The following is a 20,453-nucleotide window of genomic DNA, read 5'->3' on the forward strand; positions in this document are numbered from 1 at the left end:
AAACTGCGCTGCTTAGTATTCAATGAGTAATATAAATGATGTTAGAAACTTTCATACTAACAGTTTAATATTATTAACGTTATATCAATCGACTGTCTAGTAATCTAAGATTTCGGCCATCTACTTTTCTTAGTTATGGATTATGCAATTTCTACCTTCAATAAGTTTTATAGGAATAAAAGAATAAAAGCCACCCTAGAGTGGCTTTTATCTTTTATTTTTTTTTTTGACTAAGACTGTTTTTAATCACTTGAGCAAGGACTGTAACATGGGGTTTCATAAGCATAGATTCATGGTCACCAGGGCTTTCATAAAATTCGAGGGAATGATTAATAATATTTTTCCATTTTTCGAAGGTTACCCCTGGGTGGGTGGTTTCAGTAGCCTTAATTACCACCGTAGGAGATTCTATCTTCTTCGTTGGAAGATATTTTCTAAAGATGTTATTCCCCACATTTTCCTTAATCTTTTGTTTGGTGGGTTGCGGTTGATCTCTATCTACTTCATTTGTTGCTGCTACTTCTGCTTTATAGGTCTTCAACTGCTTAATGCTAGTAACAATATTAATCCCTTGATCAATAAACTTACTACCCAGTTTTCCATAGCTTTTTGATTTTGATATCCTTTCCTTTAAATCTATCGTTTTAGAAAGGCTTTCATCCATAAAGGCTTCTCCATCTAAAATAATTAATTTTTCAACTTTTTTTCCTTCATCTTCTAACATCCTTGTTAACTCATAACTGATCATGACACCAGCGCAAAAACCACCTAATAGATAAGGTCCTTCCTTTTGAATTATCTTGATTTCCTTCAAATAAGTATCCATCATTTCTTTAGGCGAATCTGGTAATTTGCTGTCCCTTACCATTCCTTTACTTTGAATTCCATAGACTCGATAGTCATTTTCTAGTTCTTTTGCCAGTTCTCGATAGTAATATACATCCCCATCTACACCATGAACCAAAAATAAATACTTATCACTAGGACTATCATTAAGCCTAACAACACATTCTAGTTCTTCTTCTATCAAGTCCTCAGATAAATTTTCTGCTAAGGTTTTAATGGAGCTGTTTAAGAATAATTTTGTTACAGGACACTTAACTGCTAACTTTTCTTCTATTTCATTGGCCAGTTTGATAATCTTAATAGAGTTACCGCCAATCTCAAAGAAATCGTCATTAATGCTAACCTGATCTAGACTAAGGACCTCTTTCCAAATATCTACTAAAGCTTCTTCTATTTTGCTACTGGGAGCTTCATATGCGGAGGAAGCCTTCACAAAATCTCTAGGTTCTGGTAATGCCTTCCGATCAATTTTCCCATTTGGAGTTAGGGGCATTGTATCCACTTGAAGGATGATGGCGGGAATCATATATTCGGGTAAACTTTGTCCAAGATATGTTTTAATTTCCTTTGTACTAAGCTGTCCATTACTTACTACATATCCACAAAGGAATTTAACACCTTCTTGATTCTCCCTCATCAGTACAACAGCTTCATCAATTAAATGATGACCGATAAGCTGACCTTCTATTTCTCCTAGCTCGATACGATATCCCCTGAACTTTACTTGATTATCTATTCTTCCTAAAAATTCTATGTTACCATCAGGTAACCATCTAGCTAAGTCGCCAGTTCTATAGATTTTTTCTTCTTTCTTAACTGGATTGTCTATAAACTTTTCTTTACTTAGTTCTGGTCGATTTAGATAATCCTTTGCTAGTCCCTTGCCACCTATGCACAACTCTCCTGCTATCCCGATTGGCTGAAGTCCAAAATCATTGTTAATAATGAAAACCTTAGTGTTGGCAATTGGTTTTCCTATGGTGACTTGATCTACCTCTGTTACATCCTTTACTGTAGACCAAATTGTCGTTTCTGTAGGTCCATACATATTATAGATTCTTGCCTTGGTATATTGCCTTAGTTCCATCAACAAAGAAGGGTTTAAGGTTTCGCCACCAATCATGATATCCTGTAGTTGACGAAGGTGGGACCCATCTCCTACTTCTTCTAATAGCATTTTTAGTCTTGAAGGAGTTAACTGTAGCATATTCAATTTTTCATCTTTTATTAATTGACCCAATAAATGAGGGTTTAATTGTTCCTCTTCATTGGCAATCACTACCTTCATTCCCTGCGTTAATGGTAGCAGGGTCTCTAAGAAAAAGATGTCAAAAGAAACGGTAGTCAAAGCTAATATGGACTTATTCTCCCCAAAATCTATGATATCCACCATTCCCTTGATAAAGTTAATAATAGAATGGTGCTGAATCATGACTCCCTTAGGTCTCCCAGTTGAACCAGAGGTATATATCATATAGATAAGGGACTTTAGGTCCTTTGATATTTGAAAATTACTAGTATTTCCTTCGTTATTATCTAAATCACCTAGATAAAGTACTGATCCACTAAAATCATCAATCACCTGTAGACTCTTTTCTGTTTTGAGATACTTTGTTGTTATTAGATGCTTTGCTCTACTATCCGTCAGCATAAATTTAATTCGTTCTTCAGGATACTGGGGATCAATAGGTAGATAGGCTGCTCCAGACTTTAAAATTGCCATGATGCCTATAATCATTTCAAAAGATCGTTCCACCAACACAGCTACAATACTATTTCTTGATACCCCTTTATCAATTAACTGCCTAGCTAAACGGTTAGATTCCTCATTAAGCTGCTGATAGGTAAGGGATTTATTCCCCATCTTTAAGGCAATTGCTTGGGGCCTTCTTTTGACCTGTTCTTCAAACATTTCACTAATGGTTTTCTCATGTGGAAGATCTACCTCTGTTTGATTAAAGGTATCAACTACCAGTTCCCTTTCATCTTCTCCCATCATATTGATTTCCGCCAATTTCGCTCTCGGATTTTCAATAATTGACGATAAAACATTAATAAAGTGATGGTAGAAGCTCTCTATGGTCTCTCTTTTAAAGATTCTTGTAGAAAACTCGATTGCAAAATCTAACCCTTCTTCTGTATCTACTGCTACTAAAGTCAGATCAACCTTAGAAATGTTTCTATTCAATTGGTAAGGATTAATCTTTACTTGGTTAATATTAAAGGTAGTTTCCACCCTCGTTTGCATGTTGAACATAACATCAAATATCGGGTTACGGCTTAAATCTCTACTTAAGTTAAGATTAGAGACCAGTTCTTCAAATTGGTAGTCTTGATTTTCATAAGCCTTAAGGGCGTTTATTTTAACTTCATCTAAGAAAGCTTCAAAGGTCTTTTCACCTTCTGGATAGTTTCTCATGGCTAATGTGTTGACAAACATCCCAATAATATTGCTTAAATCATCATGTCTTCTACCTTCTATCGGACTTCCTACAATAATATCCGCCTGCCCACTATACTTAGATAGACAAACATTAAAGGCAGCTAATATAACCATATATAGGGTTGTTCCTGTCCTTTTGGCAAGGTCCTTAAGCTGATCGGTTGTCCCTTTAGATAATTGATACATTAACCCATCACCTTCAAAACTCTGGATAGCTGGTCTAGGATAGTCACCCATTAAGTTTAAAATTGGAAGGTCTCCAGAAAGATATTGCAACCAATATCTTTTCTGTTCTTCAATTCTTCCCTTATCAATTAGTTCCCTCTGCCATTGGCTGTAATCTTTGTATTGGAGTCTTAAGGGTTGTAGTTGGCTACCCTCATAAACTAAAGCAAATTCTTTTACTAGAAGCTCCATAGACTTTCCATCAGAAATAATATGATGAAGGTCAAACACTAATAAATGTTCCTCGTCTTTAAGTTTTAATAAACCAACCCTTAGTAGTGGGGCTTTGCTGAGGTCAAAGGGTTTAACGAAGTTATTAACAACCTCCTCTATTTCATCTAATTCGACGTCCTTGTAGTCTAGTTTAAAGTCTATCTTCTTATGAATTACCTGAACAGGCTCACCTTCTACTAATTTAAAGGAGGTTCGGAAGGATTCATGCCTATTAATTAATTGATTAAAGGTTTCTTCTAACCTAGTGATGTCTAATTTTCCTTCCAACATAATAGCCCCAGGTATATTATAGCCAGTAGTCTCCCTATTAAGCTGTTGCAAAGCATACAGCCTTCTTTGAGCAGGAGAAATAGCATAATATTCTTTTTCACCTACTGGTTTAATTGCTACGTAGTTACCTGCTTCGGTTGATCTAATGGACTGAGCCATGGCCTTTATTGTTGTACACCTAAAAACTTCCTTCAGGGGAAGGGCTACATTCAGATATCTATGAATTTTTGCCACTAAGGCAGTAGCCTTCAAAGAATGTCCTCCCAGTTGGAAAAAATCATCATTAATTCCAATTTCATCAACAGAAAGTACTTCTCGCCATAGGTTAACTAAAATTTCCTCTACATAATCCCTTGGAGCTTCATATTCTACACCAGAACTAACAGTAATCTTTTCTTCCAGTAGTAACCTTCGATCTATCTTACCATTAGTGTTGTAGGGCATATTTTCAAGTCTAACTAAGTAGGAAGGAATCATGTATTCGGGAAGATCACCTTCGAGATAGGTTCTTAATTCACCTATGGAGGGTTCTTCTGTTCCTATGATTGTATAATACCCACATAGATATTTACTTCCATTCTCCTCCTTCTTTGTAAGGACTATCGCTTCATCTATGGCAGGATGACTTAATAATCTGTTTTCAATTTCACCGATTTCTATCCGATAACCCCTTATTTTTACTTGACTATCTATTCGCCCTAAGAATTGAATATCCCCTTCAGGTAACCATCGCACTAAATCCCCTGTTCTATAGACCCGTTCCCCTTTAACAAAGGGATTTGCAGTAAACTTCTCTGCTGTTAAATCTGGTCTATTTAAATACCCTTTAGCCAGTCCTTCTCCAGCAATCCATAATTCTCCTGGTATTCCTACTGGTAGCAACCTATCCTTTTCATCTACCACATATACCCTTACGTTATTTATTGGCTTACCTATTGAAATCCCTGCTCCAACTTTACACCTCGATACGAGGGTGTCGGTGGTTGCCTCTGTTGGGCCGTAGTTATTGTATAGGGTATAGCCCTTCTTCATAATTGCTTCTGCCAAAGAATCTTTTAATTCATCTCCACCAGAAATGACCACCTCTAGACTTTCAATTTTTTCAACATTAGCAAGTCGTTGAAGGGTTGAAGGTACAAATTGGGCAAGTTGAATTTGATGCTTCTCTAAAAAGTTGAAATATAGTTGATCATCTAAAATTTCTTCTTTAGTTGGGATGAAGAGAATTCCGCCATTAAGGAAGGTTCCTAAAACTTCTTCAGCAAATACATCAAAAGTAAAAGTAGTCATTTGTAAAACTCTTTTATTTTCAATAGCATATTCTTCGTTTAACCATTGACATAGGTTGACTACACTCTTTTGTTCAATCATAACTCCTTTGGGTTTTCCTGTTGAACCAGATGTATAGAGAATATAAGCTAAATCTGAAGATTGATTATTGGTTTTGATATTGATATTGTTTTTATTCCCTTTGGTTTTATTCCCTTCTAATATACCTTCTTCATCTAGACAAATTAGATCAACGTCCTTCGGTAAAGTTTCCTTAATCTTAGATTGGGTTAGTAATATTTCTGATTGGCAATCCTGTATAATGAATTTAATCCTTTCAGTTGGATATTGAGGATCTATTGGTAAATATGCTCCACCAGCCTTTAATACTGCCATAATACCCACCATCATCTCAAGAGAACGCTCCATAATAACACCAACTACAGTATTAGCCCCCACTCCTTTTTCTAAAAGAATGTTTGCTAGTTGATTAGCCCTTTCGTTCAACTGTTTATAGGTTAAACTTTCCTCTTTAAAGACTGCGGCAATCTTATTAGGAACTTTTTTAACCACCTCTTCAAAAATGTCCTTAATAGTTGAATTTCTTGGATAATCCACCGATGTCTGATTAAAAGCTACTAAGACTTCTTCTTTAGCCTCTTCTGATAAAAGATTGATGTCTTCAATTTTTATATCAAGATTTTCTACCATCTGGGCTAGAATATTCTTAAAATGTTCTAACATCCTTTCAATTGTAACCTTTTTAAAGATGTCAGTAGCGTATTCCCAAGCAAACTCTAAATGATCATTAACCTCTATTGCCGTTAAGGTGATATCAAATTTAGAAATATCATTTTCTAAATCATAATTTTGTAAAGTTAGACCCTCCATCTCTAGTGCTGTTTCCTTTAAATTTTCCATTGCAAACATCACATCAAATAATGGATTACGACTAATATCACGCCTTAAGTTCAGCTGCTCTACTAAATCTTCAAACTGATAATTTTGGTTTTCATATGCCTTTAAAGATCTTTCTTTAACCGCTAATAAGAAGTCTCTAACCGTTAGATCTCTTTTCGGGTAATTTCTCATGGCCAGGGTATTAACAAACATCCCCATTATATTAGTTAAATCTCCATGGGATCTACCTGCAATCGGTGTTCCAACAATAATATCCTCTTGTCCACTATATTTACTTAATAGTACATTAAAGGCAGAAAGTAAAACCATATAGAGGGTAGTCCCTGTTTCTTTACAACGTTCCTTCAAAGTCTCTGTTATGGATTTATCGATCTGATCTCTTAAAGTAGAACCCCTAAAGCTCTGAAGGGGTGGTCTTTGGAAATCACCCATTAAATTAAGTACAGGAATTTCTCCATCTAGTTCTTTTAACCAGAATTGCTTTTCCCTCTCTAGTTTACCTAATTTAATTAACCGATTTTGCCATTGGCTAAAGTCTTTATATTGGCGTTTTAATGGATTTAGCTTCTTCCCGTTGTACACCTCCATAAATTCCTTTATTAAAATACCCATAGAGACGCCATCAGATATAATGTGGTGGAGGTCGATCAATAGTAAGTGCTTTTCGTCACTAATTTTAATAAGCTTCACCCTTAATAAAGGAGCTTGACTAAGGTCAAAGGGTCTTACAAAATCCTTTGCCAGATAATCTACAGTTTCTAAAGATCCATGACTATAATCCACTTGAAAGTCAACAGTTTTATGGAGTACCTGTACTGGCTCATCGTCAATCAACCTAAAGGAAGTTCTTAAGGATTCATGTCGCTCTATTAAAGTAATAAATCCTTCCTCCAGCTTATCTTTTTGAAGGGTCCCTTCCAAGATAACCGCCCTTGGCATGTTATAGCTAACTCCATCTATTTCAAACTGTTGCAGACTATATAGTCTTTTTTGAGCAGGTGATAATTGATAATGGGGTTGATTTTCTGCCAATTCTATTGGAACAAACTTGTCTACCTCTGCCCCTTCAATAAATTCAGCCAATCCCTTTATTGTAGGGGTAGTAAACACTTGTCTTAAAGGAATTTCTATGCCTGTAGCTTCGTGTACCTTTGCCACCATCGTCATAGCCTTTAAAGAATGTCCCCCAACCTCGAAGAAGTTATGATTGATTCCTATCCTTTCAACCTTCAAAATATCCTGCCAGATGGAAACTAAGATTTCTTCTCTTTCATTGGTAGGCGCAACATATTCTTCAGTAAGAATTGTTAAAGAATCAATTTTAGGCAATGCCCTTCTGTCTAATTTGCCGTTTGGTGTGAGGGGAAGCCTATCTAATTGATGATAATAGGAAGGCACCATATATTCGGGTAATTCTTCTATTAGATATCCTCTTATATCTGTTATATCAAGCACCTCGTCAGAGACAATATAAGCACACAGATATTTGTTCCCATCTTCATCTTCATGGGCTAAAACAACTGCCTCTTTGATGGCAGGATGACATAAGAGTTGATGCTCAACCTCCCCTAGTTCAATGCGATAACCTCTAACTTTTACTTGATGATCTATTCTTCCTAAAAATTGAATTTTTCCATTGGATAACCAGCGGGCTAAGTCCCCAGTTTTGTAAATCTTTTGACCTTTAACAAAGGGGTTCTCAACAAACTTTTCCTCAGTTAATTCTTTTTTATTAAGATAACCTAACGCAACTCCATATCCTGCTATACATAATTCCCCTGGTACACCTATGGGTTTTAGCTGATTCCATTGATCCATAATGAATACTTGTGCATTGGAAATGGGTCTACCAATAGTTGGATTCATTTGATAATCCTTCAATTCTTCTGGGTTAATAATTTCAGCTATGGTACCAATTGTCGTTTCCGTTGGTCCATAATGATTCATAATTTTAATATCTTGATACCTACTATAGGTCTTTTCTACATCCTGTGGTTTTATTTCCTCACCACCAAGTATTAAGTAGCGTAGACTCTCCATTGTATTGTTATGGAAAAGGTCCCTTTCAACCAAAGTTCTATAGTGGGAAGGTGTTAATTTCATCATTGTAATTTTATTTGAAGCGATATAATCTAGTACTTCCTCTGGTTGAAGATAGGTTTCTTTAGATAGTAAGTGTAGTTGACCTCCTGATAATAGGGTAGAATAAATCATGGTATATCCTAAATCAAAAGCAAAAGAAGATAACAATATCCCTTTATCCTTCTGCCCCATATTTGTAGCATTGATAAACCAGTTGGTATAATTTACTAAGTTTTGGTTACAAACTGCAACCCCTTTACTCTTTCCTGTTGTGCCAGATGTGTAGATGGTGTAGACAATATCCTCTGGTTTCCCAACAGTGTCCACAAGATAAAGATTCTCCTTAAAACCATTATCTACTTCCAGTACATCAATCTCATAGACGTTATGAGTACTTTCTAGAAGATGCCTTTGGGTCAATAATAATTTGGCATTACTATCCTGAAGAATATACCTAATTTTAGCCTCGGGAAATTCTCGATCTATTGGCACATATCCTGCCCCAACCTTTAATACTGCTATGATGGCAACAATCATTTCTATCGACGTTTCTGCTAAAATACCTACAATACGATTAGGCCCTACTCCTTTTTCTTTTAACCTAATTGCTAACTCCCCTGCCCTATGGTTTAATTCTCCATAGGTAAGTTGCTGATCTGAAAAAACTATGGCAATATTATCTGGTGTCATTTTTACCTGCTCAACAAATAATTGATGAATTGTCGATTGACTTCTATTATAGGCTACTGCTGTCCCATTAAAAGTCTCTAATAATTGTTTTTCACTTTCAGAAATCAAAGGAATATCAGAAAGCTTTACTTCTGTATTCTCTAATACTTGTTTTATAATGATCTCTAAGTGATTAAACAGCCTGCCAATGGTTTCCTCCTTAAAGATTTTAGTTGAATAGGTAATTCCTAGTTGAATATGGTCTTCTACCTCCATCGCCATTAAGGTCATATCAAATTTTGATACCTTATTAGCGAAATCATAGGTTTTAATTGTTAAGGCTTCAAGTTCTAAAACAATTTCATCTGTGTTTTGCATTGTAAACATTACATCAAATAACGGATTACGGCTAAAGTCCCGTTTTACCTGTAAATGTTCCACCAATTCTTCAAATTGATAGTCTTGATTTTCATAGGCTTTAAGGGCTTGCTCCTTTACCTCATATAGGAATTGACGATAGGTTTTATGGGACTCTGGAAAGTTTCTCATAGCAAGGGTATTGACAAACATCCCCATAATTGAACTTAACTCTTCCTTCCTTCTTCCTGCCACTGGGCTTCCTACGATAATCTCCTCTTGACCACTATACTTAGAAAGTAGCACGTTAAAGACAGAAAGTAAAACCATATACAAAGTAGCACCTGACTTATGAGCTAATCTTCTTAAGTCCTTTGTGATCTCTTCATTTAAAGAAAATGTAAGGTAGTTACCTTCAAAACTTTGAATTGATGGTCTTGGGTAATCTCCTTTAAGATTTAAAACGGGTATTTCTCCTGCCAGCTGTTGTAGCCAATATTCTTCTTGTAGATCTATTACACCTTTTTCAAGAAGATTATGTTGCCACTGGCTGTAATCCTTATACTGTATTTTTAATTCTTTTAGTTCTTCTCCTTTATAAAGGGCAATGAAGTCCTTTACTAATATCCCCATTGATATACCATCGGAAATAATATGATGAAGGTCTAATACCAACAAAAATTTATTTTCCTTTAGCCTAGCTATGCCAGCCCTTAATAAAGGTGCTTTATCTAGTTCAAAGGGTCTAATAAAATTATCCACCATCTTTTCAACATTGTTTGATGAGTCAACAACAATTTCTTGTATTGTAAACTTTACTTCGGGATGAACTCTTTGAACCGGTACTCCATCTACTAAGCTAAAGGAGGTTCTTAGGGCTTCATGTCTTTTAATAAGCTTATGAAGGGTGTCTTCTACTCTACTAATTGATACTTCACCATCTATTTCTAAAGCTACAGGCATATTATAGGCTGTTGAAGTTTGATCCAATTGATAAAGGGTAAATAGCCTTCTTTGGGCTGAGGATGTTGGATAATGCTCCTTTTCTTCAACGGCTATGATAGAATCATCTATCTTTTTTTCTAATGTTTGAATATATTCCCCGATCTCCCTAATTGTTGGAGCTTTAAAAATTTCTCTTAAAGGAACATCAACACTTAAACTTCGGCTTATCTTACTAATCATAGAAGTGGCCTTTAAGGAATGCCCCCCTAATTCAAAGAAATTATCATAGATCCCTATTCCCTCTATCCCAAGAATCTCCTGCCAAATATTTACCAGAACTTCTTCAACCCGATTTCGAGGGGCTACATAATTATTTCCACCCTCTGCCTCTAATGTTGGTTCTGGCAACGCTTTTCGGTCTATCTTTCCATTAGCACTTAAGGGTAATTTATCTAACTTGATATAGAAGCTTGGAAGCATATAATCTGGAAGGTTTTTCTTTAAGGCATTTCTAATTTCTTCAGTTGTTAATTGGCAATTGCCAGTATAATAGGCACAAATGTATTTACCTGTATCTTTGCTTCTTACTGTTACAATTGCCTCTTTAACGCCTTCAAGATTCATTAAATTGCTTTCAATTTCTCCAAGTTCTATTCTAAAGCCTCTAATCTTAACCTGATTATCTATTCTTCCTAAAAATTCGATATGTCCTTCAGGTCTAAATACTGCTAAATCTCCTGTGCGATAAACCTTACCAAAGTTAGGGTGAATTACAAAGCTTTTTGCTGTTCTTTCAGGGTCATTACAATAGCCCTCTGCAACCCCTACTCCCCCAATTACAACTTCACCCGGTACACCAATTGGGGCAAGATTTAAGTGTTGATCCATGACATACATTTTTTGATTACCTAAAGGAATTCCATAAGGAATTGATTTCCAGTGGGGCTTAACCTCCTTAATCGGGTAATAGATAGACCAAATTGAAGCCTCTGTTGCCCCACCACCACTATATACATCTGCCTTTGGGAAGACTCTAAATATTTTATTAGGTAGACTTAATGGAATCCAGTCCCCACTCATTAAAACATTTTTTAAGTTTTCATTAACATAACTATCATCTACAGCTTCAATAATCATCTCCATAAAGGCTGGTACAGAGTTCCAGAAAGTAATCTTCTCATCATCAAGAATTTTAATTATCCCTCTGACATCTTTTTGATCCTTTACAAGTACAACAGCTGCACCAGTGGCTAACCCTCCAAAGACATCGTAAACTGATAGATCAAAACAGATAGACGATATTGAAAGGATTCTATCTTGATCTGTAACACTAAATTTGGTATTGATATCAAGTAAGGTATTTACCACAGCCCTATGTTTAATAACTACTCCCTTAGGGCGTCCAGTACTACCAGAGGTGTAGATGATATAGGCCAAGTCATCAACCTTGTTAACTTGGTTTAAATTATCGCTATTACTACTATAGTTTATATCATGATCTAGGTATATAATCTGGCCTTGATACTGACCTTCACTTATAAACCTTTTGCTACCTTCTTCAGAATTAGTCAATAAATGGTTCCCTTTACTGTTTTCTAACATATAAAGTATTCTGTCTTCTGGATAACCTGGTTCAATTGGAAGATAGGCTCCTCCTGCCTTTAATATAGCCATTATTCCTACAATAAGATCTAAAGAAGGCTCCAACATGATTCCGACTATATCATTAGGTTTAACCCCTTTGTCCCTTAAAGTATGGGCCAATTGATTCGCTTTTTGATTAAGTAGAAGATAACTTAATTTTTGATCTCCTATGACAACTGCATCATGATATGGTGTTTTTTCAACCTGTTCTTCAAACAATTGTTGCAATGTTTGGTGGGTTGGATATTCTACTTCACTGGCATTATACTTTTCAATTAACTGCTTTTCTTCATCTGTAACAATATCTATCGCTGATAATTTCACATCCAAATTAGATGTCATTTCTGCTAATATTTTTTCAAAATGCTGATAGAATTGTTGGATGGTTTCATTTTTAAATAGTTTTGTGCTATATTCAATTCCAATGGTAATGCTTTCTTTTCCCTCTACTGCCGAAAGGTTCATGTCAAATTTAGAGATTTTATTTTCTAGAAAATATGGCTTTATGACTAATCCATCGATTGTAATTTGAGAAACATCTGCATTTTCCATAAAAAACATCACATCAAACACTGGGTTACGGCTAATATCTCGATTAACCTGAAGTTTCTCTACAAGTTCTTCAAATTGATAGTCTTGGTTTTCATATGCCTTTAATGCGTTTTCTTTTACCTCTTCAAGAAACTCCTTTAGGGTCTTATCAGCTGTTGGATAATTCCGCATCGCAAGGGTATTAATGAAAACTCCCATAATATTACTTAAATCTCCGTGGGATCTACCAGCTATAGGACTTCCTACAATAATATCTTCTTGCCTACTATATTTTGATAGTAGTACTGTAAAGGCTGATAATAAAACCATGTACATCGTTGCACCCGATTCACTACATAAACTCCTTAATGCAGCGGTAAGCTCTTTGTTTAAATTATACCGAATACGATCACCTTCAAAGCTTTTAACAGCAGGTCGTGGATAATCACCCATTATATCAAGTACAGGTAGTTCTCCCTCCAACTGCTTAAGCCAGTAATCCCTCTGCTTAACAATTTTTTCAGATGTCATTAACTTATTTTGCCAATGACTATAATCCTTGTACTGAATTCTTAATCCTTCTAGCTCTTCTTTGTTATATAGGGCGGCAAATTCCTTTATTAAAATCCCCATTGTTTCCCCATCAGAAATAATATGATGCATATCAAGTGCCAATATATGTTTATTACTATTAATTCTTATAAGTGCTATCCGTAGTAGGGGACTCATAGCAAGGTCGAAGGGCTTAATAAAGCTACTAATAATTCCTTCTATATCTTCCTCAGATCCTTCTAGGTATTGGATATTGAAATTTACTTCTTGATCAATAAACTGCACTACCTCTCCTTCTACTAAATGGAAGGAAGTTCTAAGGGCATCGTGCCTTTTTATTAGTTTATGAAAAGTCTCCTCCAACTTGTTAACTTCAAGGTTTCCTTCTAATATTACAGCCGAGGGCATATTATACCCTGTATTATCACCTTCTAATTGTTGAAGAGCAAATAACCGTCTTTGGGCAGGAGAAGTTTCATAATAGTCCTTTTCTTCAACAACTTCTATAGATTGGTGACGGCTTTTCTCAGAAGATTTAATAAAGTGGGCAATCCCCTTTATTGTGGGGTTCTTAAATACTTCTTTTAAAGGAACCTCTACATTAAGAAGCTTATGAATTTTTGCAGTCATACTGGTGGCCTTTAGGGAATGGCCGCCTAAGTCAAAAAAGTTGTGATTAATACCAATTCTTTTAACTTCAAGAACCTCTTGCCAAACATGAGCTAATGCTTCTTCGATGTGATCCCTTGGAGGAATAAATTCTTCTTCCAACAGACCTTTATCTGGCTGTGGCAAAGCCTTTCTATTTACTTTACCATTAGCCGTTAAAGGGAATTCTTCCAGTTTAATAATGAAGGAGGGGATCATATAGTCAGGTAAATCGTTAGAAATAAATTCTCTAACTTCCGAAACCGCTACCTTCCCAATAGTGGTAATATAACCGCATAGATAGTATTGATCATTCCCATCTTTTAAAGGTACAACAATTGCCTCTTTAATGAGTTCATGATTTAAAAGTATATTTTCTATTTCTCCTAATTCAATTCTGTAACCCCTAATCTTAACCTGATGATCAATTCTCCCTAAAAACTCAATATTCCCATCAGGAAGCCATCTAGCAAGGTCTCCCGTTTTATACATTCTCTCACCTTTTCTAAAGGGGTTAGATGTATACCTTTCAGCTGTAAGCTCTGGTTTATTTAAGTAGCCCCTGCCTAAACTCTCACCACCTATGCATAGTTCGCCAGGAACACCAATAGGAAGTAATTGACCTTCTTGATTAAGTATATAAATTTCATTATTTTGAATTGGCTTGCCAATTGGCACACTACTATGGCTTTCCTTTTCAACAACAGTATATTTCGTAGCGTATATGGTATTTTCTGTAGGTCCATAAATATTTTCTAGTTGAATGCCCTTCGTATTTCTGTAGAATCTTGATGCTAAATCTTTAGTTACTGCTTCTCCTCCTAAAATGACATGTTTTAAGCTCTCAAGATCTTTTCCCATCTCTGGAGTAACAAAATCTAAGAATACTTGCATCATAGAAGGAACAAAATTAATATGGGTGATTCTCTCCTTTTTAATGACTTCTATCATTTTTAGTGGATTTTTTTCTTCCCCTTTGTTAAGAATCACTAATCTTCCTGCTGCCCCCATAAACCAAGCAAATAATTCTATTACAGAGACATCAAAACAATAATTTGTCTTTAACAAATAGGCATCTCCCTCTATGATGGGAAATTGTTTTTGTAGGGTTTCTAATATGTTCATGCTGCTATTATGTTGGATCATTACCCCTTTTGGTCTTCCAGTACTTCCAGATGTATAAAGAACATATGCTAAATGATTGCTATTGTAGTAGTTTAGATTACTAGTCTCCCCTTGATATAGACCTTCCGTTAACAAAAGAATTTCTCCATCAAATTTTATTTCTTTTAATAACCAAGGTTGTGTTAAAAGAAGCTTAACTCCACTATCCTCTAGCATATACTGTTTTCTCTCTTCTGGATAATCTGGGTCAATAGGCATATAGGCAGCACCTGCCTTTAGAATACCAAAGATAGCTATCACCATCTCAAAAGAGCGATCCGCCATTATAGCCACAATTGTATCGGGCTTAACCCCCTTTTCAACAAGGATTCTTGCAACTTGATTGGCTCGTGCATTCAATTCACCGTAGGTCATACTTCTGCCTTCAAAGGTTAATGCTCTATAATTTGGACTTAAGGATGCCCTTTCTTCCAGTAGTTGATGAATTGTTTTTTCCTTTGGGTAGTAGGTTTTTGTATTATTGAAATCATTAATGATTTTTAACTTTTCATTAATCGTAATGAGTTCTATATTTGCCAATAGAATTTCTGGATTTTCGATAATTTGATTTAAAATATTTTCATAGTGCTCCAAAATCCGAACTATAGTTTCATCCTTAAATAATTTGGTTGAATATTCAAGGTCCAACTTGATTCCATCTTTTGTCTCCTTTACAAACATGGTCATATCAAACTTAGATATTTTTTTATTGAAATCGCAAAACTGAATAGTTTGTCCATCTAGTTGGATTTCTGACATTTCCATATTTTCCATCGCTAAGACAACGTCAAAAAGTGGATTTCTACTCATTTCCCTTGTTAGATTTAAGGATTCTACTAGTTCTTCAAATTGATAATCTTGATTCTCGTAAGCCTTTAACGCATTTTCTTTTACCTCTTCTAAGAAACCTTTAAAAGACTTATCTTTCTTTGGGAAGTTCCTCATAGCTAGGGTATTAACAAACATTCCGATTATGCCTTCCAAATCACTATGATGTCTTCCTGCAATTGGACTACCAATAATAATTTCTTCCTGTGAAGTATACTTAGATAAAAGAACATTAAAAGCTGCTAACATGATCATATAAAGGGTAGCTTCAGTTTCTTTAGTAAGTTCTCTTAGTTTATTTGATAGTTCTTTACTTAGAAGCGTTCCTTTACTGTCCCCTGTAAAACTTAAGATAGGTGGTCTGGGGTAATCCCCCATTAAATTGAGTACTGGAATTTCACCCTCAAACTGTTTTAACCAGAAATTCTTTTGGGCCTCAATTTCCTTTCCTTTAAAGAGTTGATTCTGCCAAAGGCTAAAATCTTTATACTGAAGCTTTAGGTCGTCAAGGGGCCGATCTTGATAAACCTCTGCAAATTCTTTAATAAATACTTCTATCGAGGTTCCATCGGATATGATATGATGCATATCGAAAAGAAAATAATGTTTTTCTGGTTCAATAGTAACTAATGCACCTCTAAATAATGGTGGTCTCCTTAAATCAAAGGATTTAACAAAGTTATGTAGTATTTCTTCTATCTCTTCTTCTTTCCCCTCTAAATACTGTAATTCAAATGGTACTTGTTGATGGATTATTTGCACTGGTTCATCATTAATGACTTCAAAGGATGTTCTTAAGGATTCATGTCTATTTATTAACTTTTGACAGGCTTCCTCCAATCTTTCCCCAATAATCCTCCCCTTAAGAATTACAGCACCAGAAATATTGTAGCTGATACCTTCTTCATCAAATTGTTGTAGGGTATATATTCTTTTTTGCCCAGAAGACATTGGATAGTATGCCTCTTCCTTTACTGCCTTAATAGAGGCGTAGATACTACTTTCCCCCCTTTGAATATACGCTGCTAAACCTTTAATTGTAGGTCGATTAAAGACTTCCTTTAATGGTACTTCAACCCCTAAAACTTTATGAATTCTTCCAACCATTGTTGTTGCCTTTAAAGAATGTCCACCTAGTTCAAAGAAATTATCTTTAGTTCCTATATTAGCGATGGAAAGAATGTCCTTCCAAATCTCTACCAAAGTCTCTTCCGTTTTATTTGATGGTGGTATATAATCGGTTCCCTTAATCATATTTTCTGTTGGGTAGGGTAATGCTTTTCGATCAATCTTTCCATTACTACTTAGGGGCAGTTCATTTAATTCCATGATGTAAGAAGGGATCATATATTCAGGTAAATCATTGGCGATATGTTCTCTAACCTCTTTTAGGGATACTTCTCCATCTGCTACATAATACCCACAAAGATACTTATCGTTATTATTTTTTTCTTCTATTGCGATGACTACAGCTTCTTTAATTTTCTTATGTTTTAATAACTGACCTTCAATTTCTCCTAATTCGATTCTAAAGCCTCTTATTTTAACTTGATGATCTATTCTTCCTAAATACTCAATGTTTCCATCGGGAAGCCACCTTGCTAAATCTCCTGTTTTATAAATTTTTTCTCCCTTACAGTAGGGATTGTCTACAAATTTCTCTGTTGTTAAATCTAGCCTATTTAAATATCCTTCAGCTAAGCCTACACCAGAAATACAAAGTTCTCCCGGTACTCCCACAGGTTGAAGCTTAAGGGCCTTATTCGTAATATATAAGCTAATATTATCTATAGGCTTACCGATTGGGATACTATCCAGTTTTTCAAGCTTAAGGTTGAAACAATCATAATAGGAAACATCCACAGTCGCTTCTGTAGGTCCATACAAGTTTGTTAGCTTAGTACCAAATCTATTTTCAATTAATTCTTGAAATAGTTCCACTTGATACTTTGTAAGGGCTTCTCCACTGGCAAAAACTTGTTTTAGATTAGATAAGTTATATTTTTCTTTGTTATCTTTTAAAACATCTAAAAAAACACTGAGCATTGAGGGAACAAAGTGCATAGTTGTAATCTTATTCTCTTCAATAACCTGCATCATTAATTGAGGGTTTTTCTCTCCTCTCTGTTGAAGCATATAGACTTTTGCACCTACAAGGCCCCACCAAAATAGTTCCCAAAGGGATACATCAAATGTAAAGGGGGTTTTCTGAAGTATCGTATCAGTTTCATCGAGGGGATAATTTTTTTGCATCCAGTTTAATCGATTAATTAATGAACCATGACGAATCATTACTCCCTTTGGCTTTCCTGTGGAACCAGATGTATAAATTACATAAGCAAGGGAATTTGGAGGAACTTCTAAAGATAAATTGGACACATCTCCTGTATACAAGTTATTTTTGTTAAGCGAAAGTATTTCTCCTGCAAAGGATAGTTCTTTTTTAATCCAAGATTGGGTAAGTAATATGTTTGTACTACTATCCGATAACATGAAATTAATTCTATCTTCAGGATATTCTGGATCAATAGGCAAATAAGCTCCACCGGCCTTAAGGATGGCCAAAAGCCCCACCATCATTTCGAGAGAACGCTCTACCATAATCCCAACAATGGTATTTCTTTTAACCCCTTTATCTATCAACAGCCTTGCTAACTGGTTGGACTTTTCATTTAGCTCTCTATAGGTAAGCGTCTCATTTTCATAAAGGACAGCGACATTGTTAGGTGTTTTTTTCACTTGTTCTTCTATCAGTTGATGAAGGTTTTTATCTTGAGGGTAAGGAGTTTTGGTATCATTAAATGTCTTTAATATTAGTTTTTTTTCTTCTTCACTTAACATGTCTATTTGTGCTACTTCTAAAGAAGGATTTGTCACAATGTTATCTAAGATAGCAACATAATGTTTTAGTAATCCTTCTAACATCTCTATATTAGCCCTTCCTCTTTTAACTAAGTTAAGCTGGATACCGTCGAACACAGAGATTGTCAGTGCTAAATCAAAATTAGTAACTTCAAACATAGAAAATTCAATGATGCTAACATTTCCCGATATTCCCTTAATTTGTTGATCTAGGGGATAGTTCTCAACCACTAAAATATTGTCAAAAAGTTCTTCTTTTCTTTCAAGCTGGCTATAGTTTTTTATATCTATTAGAGGTGTATTTTCATAGGCTTCACGTTCTTTCATCTGTCCATCTAATTTTTTAAGTAAGTCTATAATTCTTTCCTTTTCCTCTGTCTTAACCCTTGTAGGGAGGGTGTTAATAAATAACCCCACCATTTCTTCGATCCCATTTATTTTTGGTGGTCTTCCAGAAAGGGTCGTTCCAAAAATAACATCATCACTATTAGAATAATTCTGTAGCAGAATTCCCCAACTGACGTAAAGCACAGTTGCCATTGATATCCGATTTTCTTGAGTAAATCTTTGAATTTTTTCAGTCATAACATCTGAAACACAATATTGATGTTGCCATAAATCTTCCTTGGATTCTTCTCCTTTAGATGCTTCTTTAGTTGAGTCAGTAACTTTTCTTCCTTGTTTCATCCCCACTGGAAAACTAGTTATGGTTTCAAAACCCTTTAGATAATTTTCCCAGTAGGCCTTTTGTAGTTGAGGGTTTTGGTAATTACACCACTTGATAAATTCTTTATATTTGTTTTTTCTCACGACATTAGGTTGATGTCCAATTGATAAGGAATCGTATGCTATTAAAAACTCTTTTAATATAATTCCCGTACTCCATCCATCTAAAATAATGTGATGATTTGTCATGATCATTTCAAACAAGTTTTCCTTAAGTTTTATTAACGTTACCCTAAAGGGTTCCTTCTCTAGATCAATGCCTTCTTCCCGATCTTTTTCTTTTAAATGCTTAAGCTTATTTTCTAATTCATCACCATTGAGTGTTGATATATCTATCTCTATAATTGGAATTGTCTTCTCTCTTAATATTATTTGTAATGGTTTATCAATACCCTTCCATCTATAAACTGTCCTTAACATCTCGTTACTCTCTGCAACTATGTTCCATGAAGCTGACACTATTTTCCCTTGAATAGGGCCTTCTAATTTTAAGCTTAATTGTTCGATGTACTGCAGATTATCTGGATCCTTTAAATAGTGAAATAATAATCCTTCTTGCATTGGGCTTAAGGAGAGGAGATCCTCAACATTTTCTTTACTAATCCTTTGTACCATAATTAACTTCACCCCTTTATTAAAATTGATGGTCCATCCCTCTAATAAAAAAATAAAAATATATCAAGTCTTTTTAAAATTATTAGTTAATTTTAAGTTCATCAATCCATTAAGTGTTCCATCATTAATATGTAATACAAATGTATATTACTTAGTGAGAAAAGCATTACTCACAATCCGTATTATTTTTTACGTTTTATCACACCTCCTTGTTAAGACTCTTCAAACCTATATAAAACTAGGGCAAATACGGGATTTTTTAATATATTATGGGAATACAGTTTCTAGGTATTTTTATAATTTAACACATGCTCTTGGAGAACATGTTTACAACAATTAATGAAATGATTCTACATTCTTTTTCATACTCCTTCTTCTTATTGGAATTTTTTTATAATTTCAAATTTTTTGAGTGAATTTATAACTAAATGAACAAAGTCTTCCTTCGGAAGATTTATAGGATGACTTTAGGTGAAAAAACTAAGCGACTTACACAATTTAATCCATTAAATTGGTTATCTGCTTATCTTGAAACTCATTACGTAAAGTTCTCTTATTTTAATAATAATTAAAGTCGAACTTTCCTATTCGTTATAAAAAACCCATTAAAGGATTCTAATCA

At 34.9% G+C, this 20,453-nt stretch carries 1 protein-coding gene; it reads right to left on the reverse strand.

The window, feature by feature from the left end; genetic code table 11:
* Positions 1–214 precede the first annotated feature (214 nt).
* Complete coding sequence (locus T335_RS0113065; RefSeq protein WP_034328484.1) at positions 215–19,831, reverse strand: non-ribosomal peptide synthase/polyketide synthase; 19,617 nt, start codon at positions 19,829–19,831, stop codon at positions 215–217.
* Positions 19,832–20,453 lie beyond the last annotated feature (622 nt).

The sequence above is a fragment of the Alkaliphilus transvaalensis ATCC 700919 genome, from assembly GCF_000621485.1.
Lineage (GTDB): Bacteria > Bacillota > Clostridia > Peptostreptococcales > Natronincolaceae > Alkaliphilus > Alkaliphilus transvaalensis.

Bases quoted from the DNA above. Each gene is read 5' to 3' on its own strand.
- T335_RS0113065 (WP_034328484.1), bottom strand. From the start codon at position 19,831: ATGGTACAAAGGATTAGTAAAGAAAATGTTGAGGATCTCCTCTCCTTA.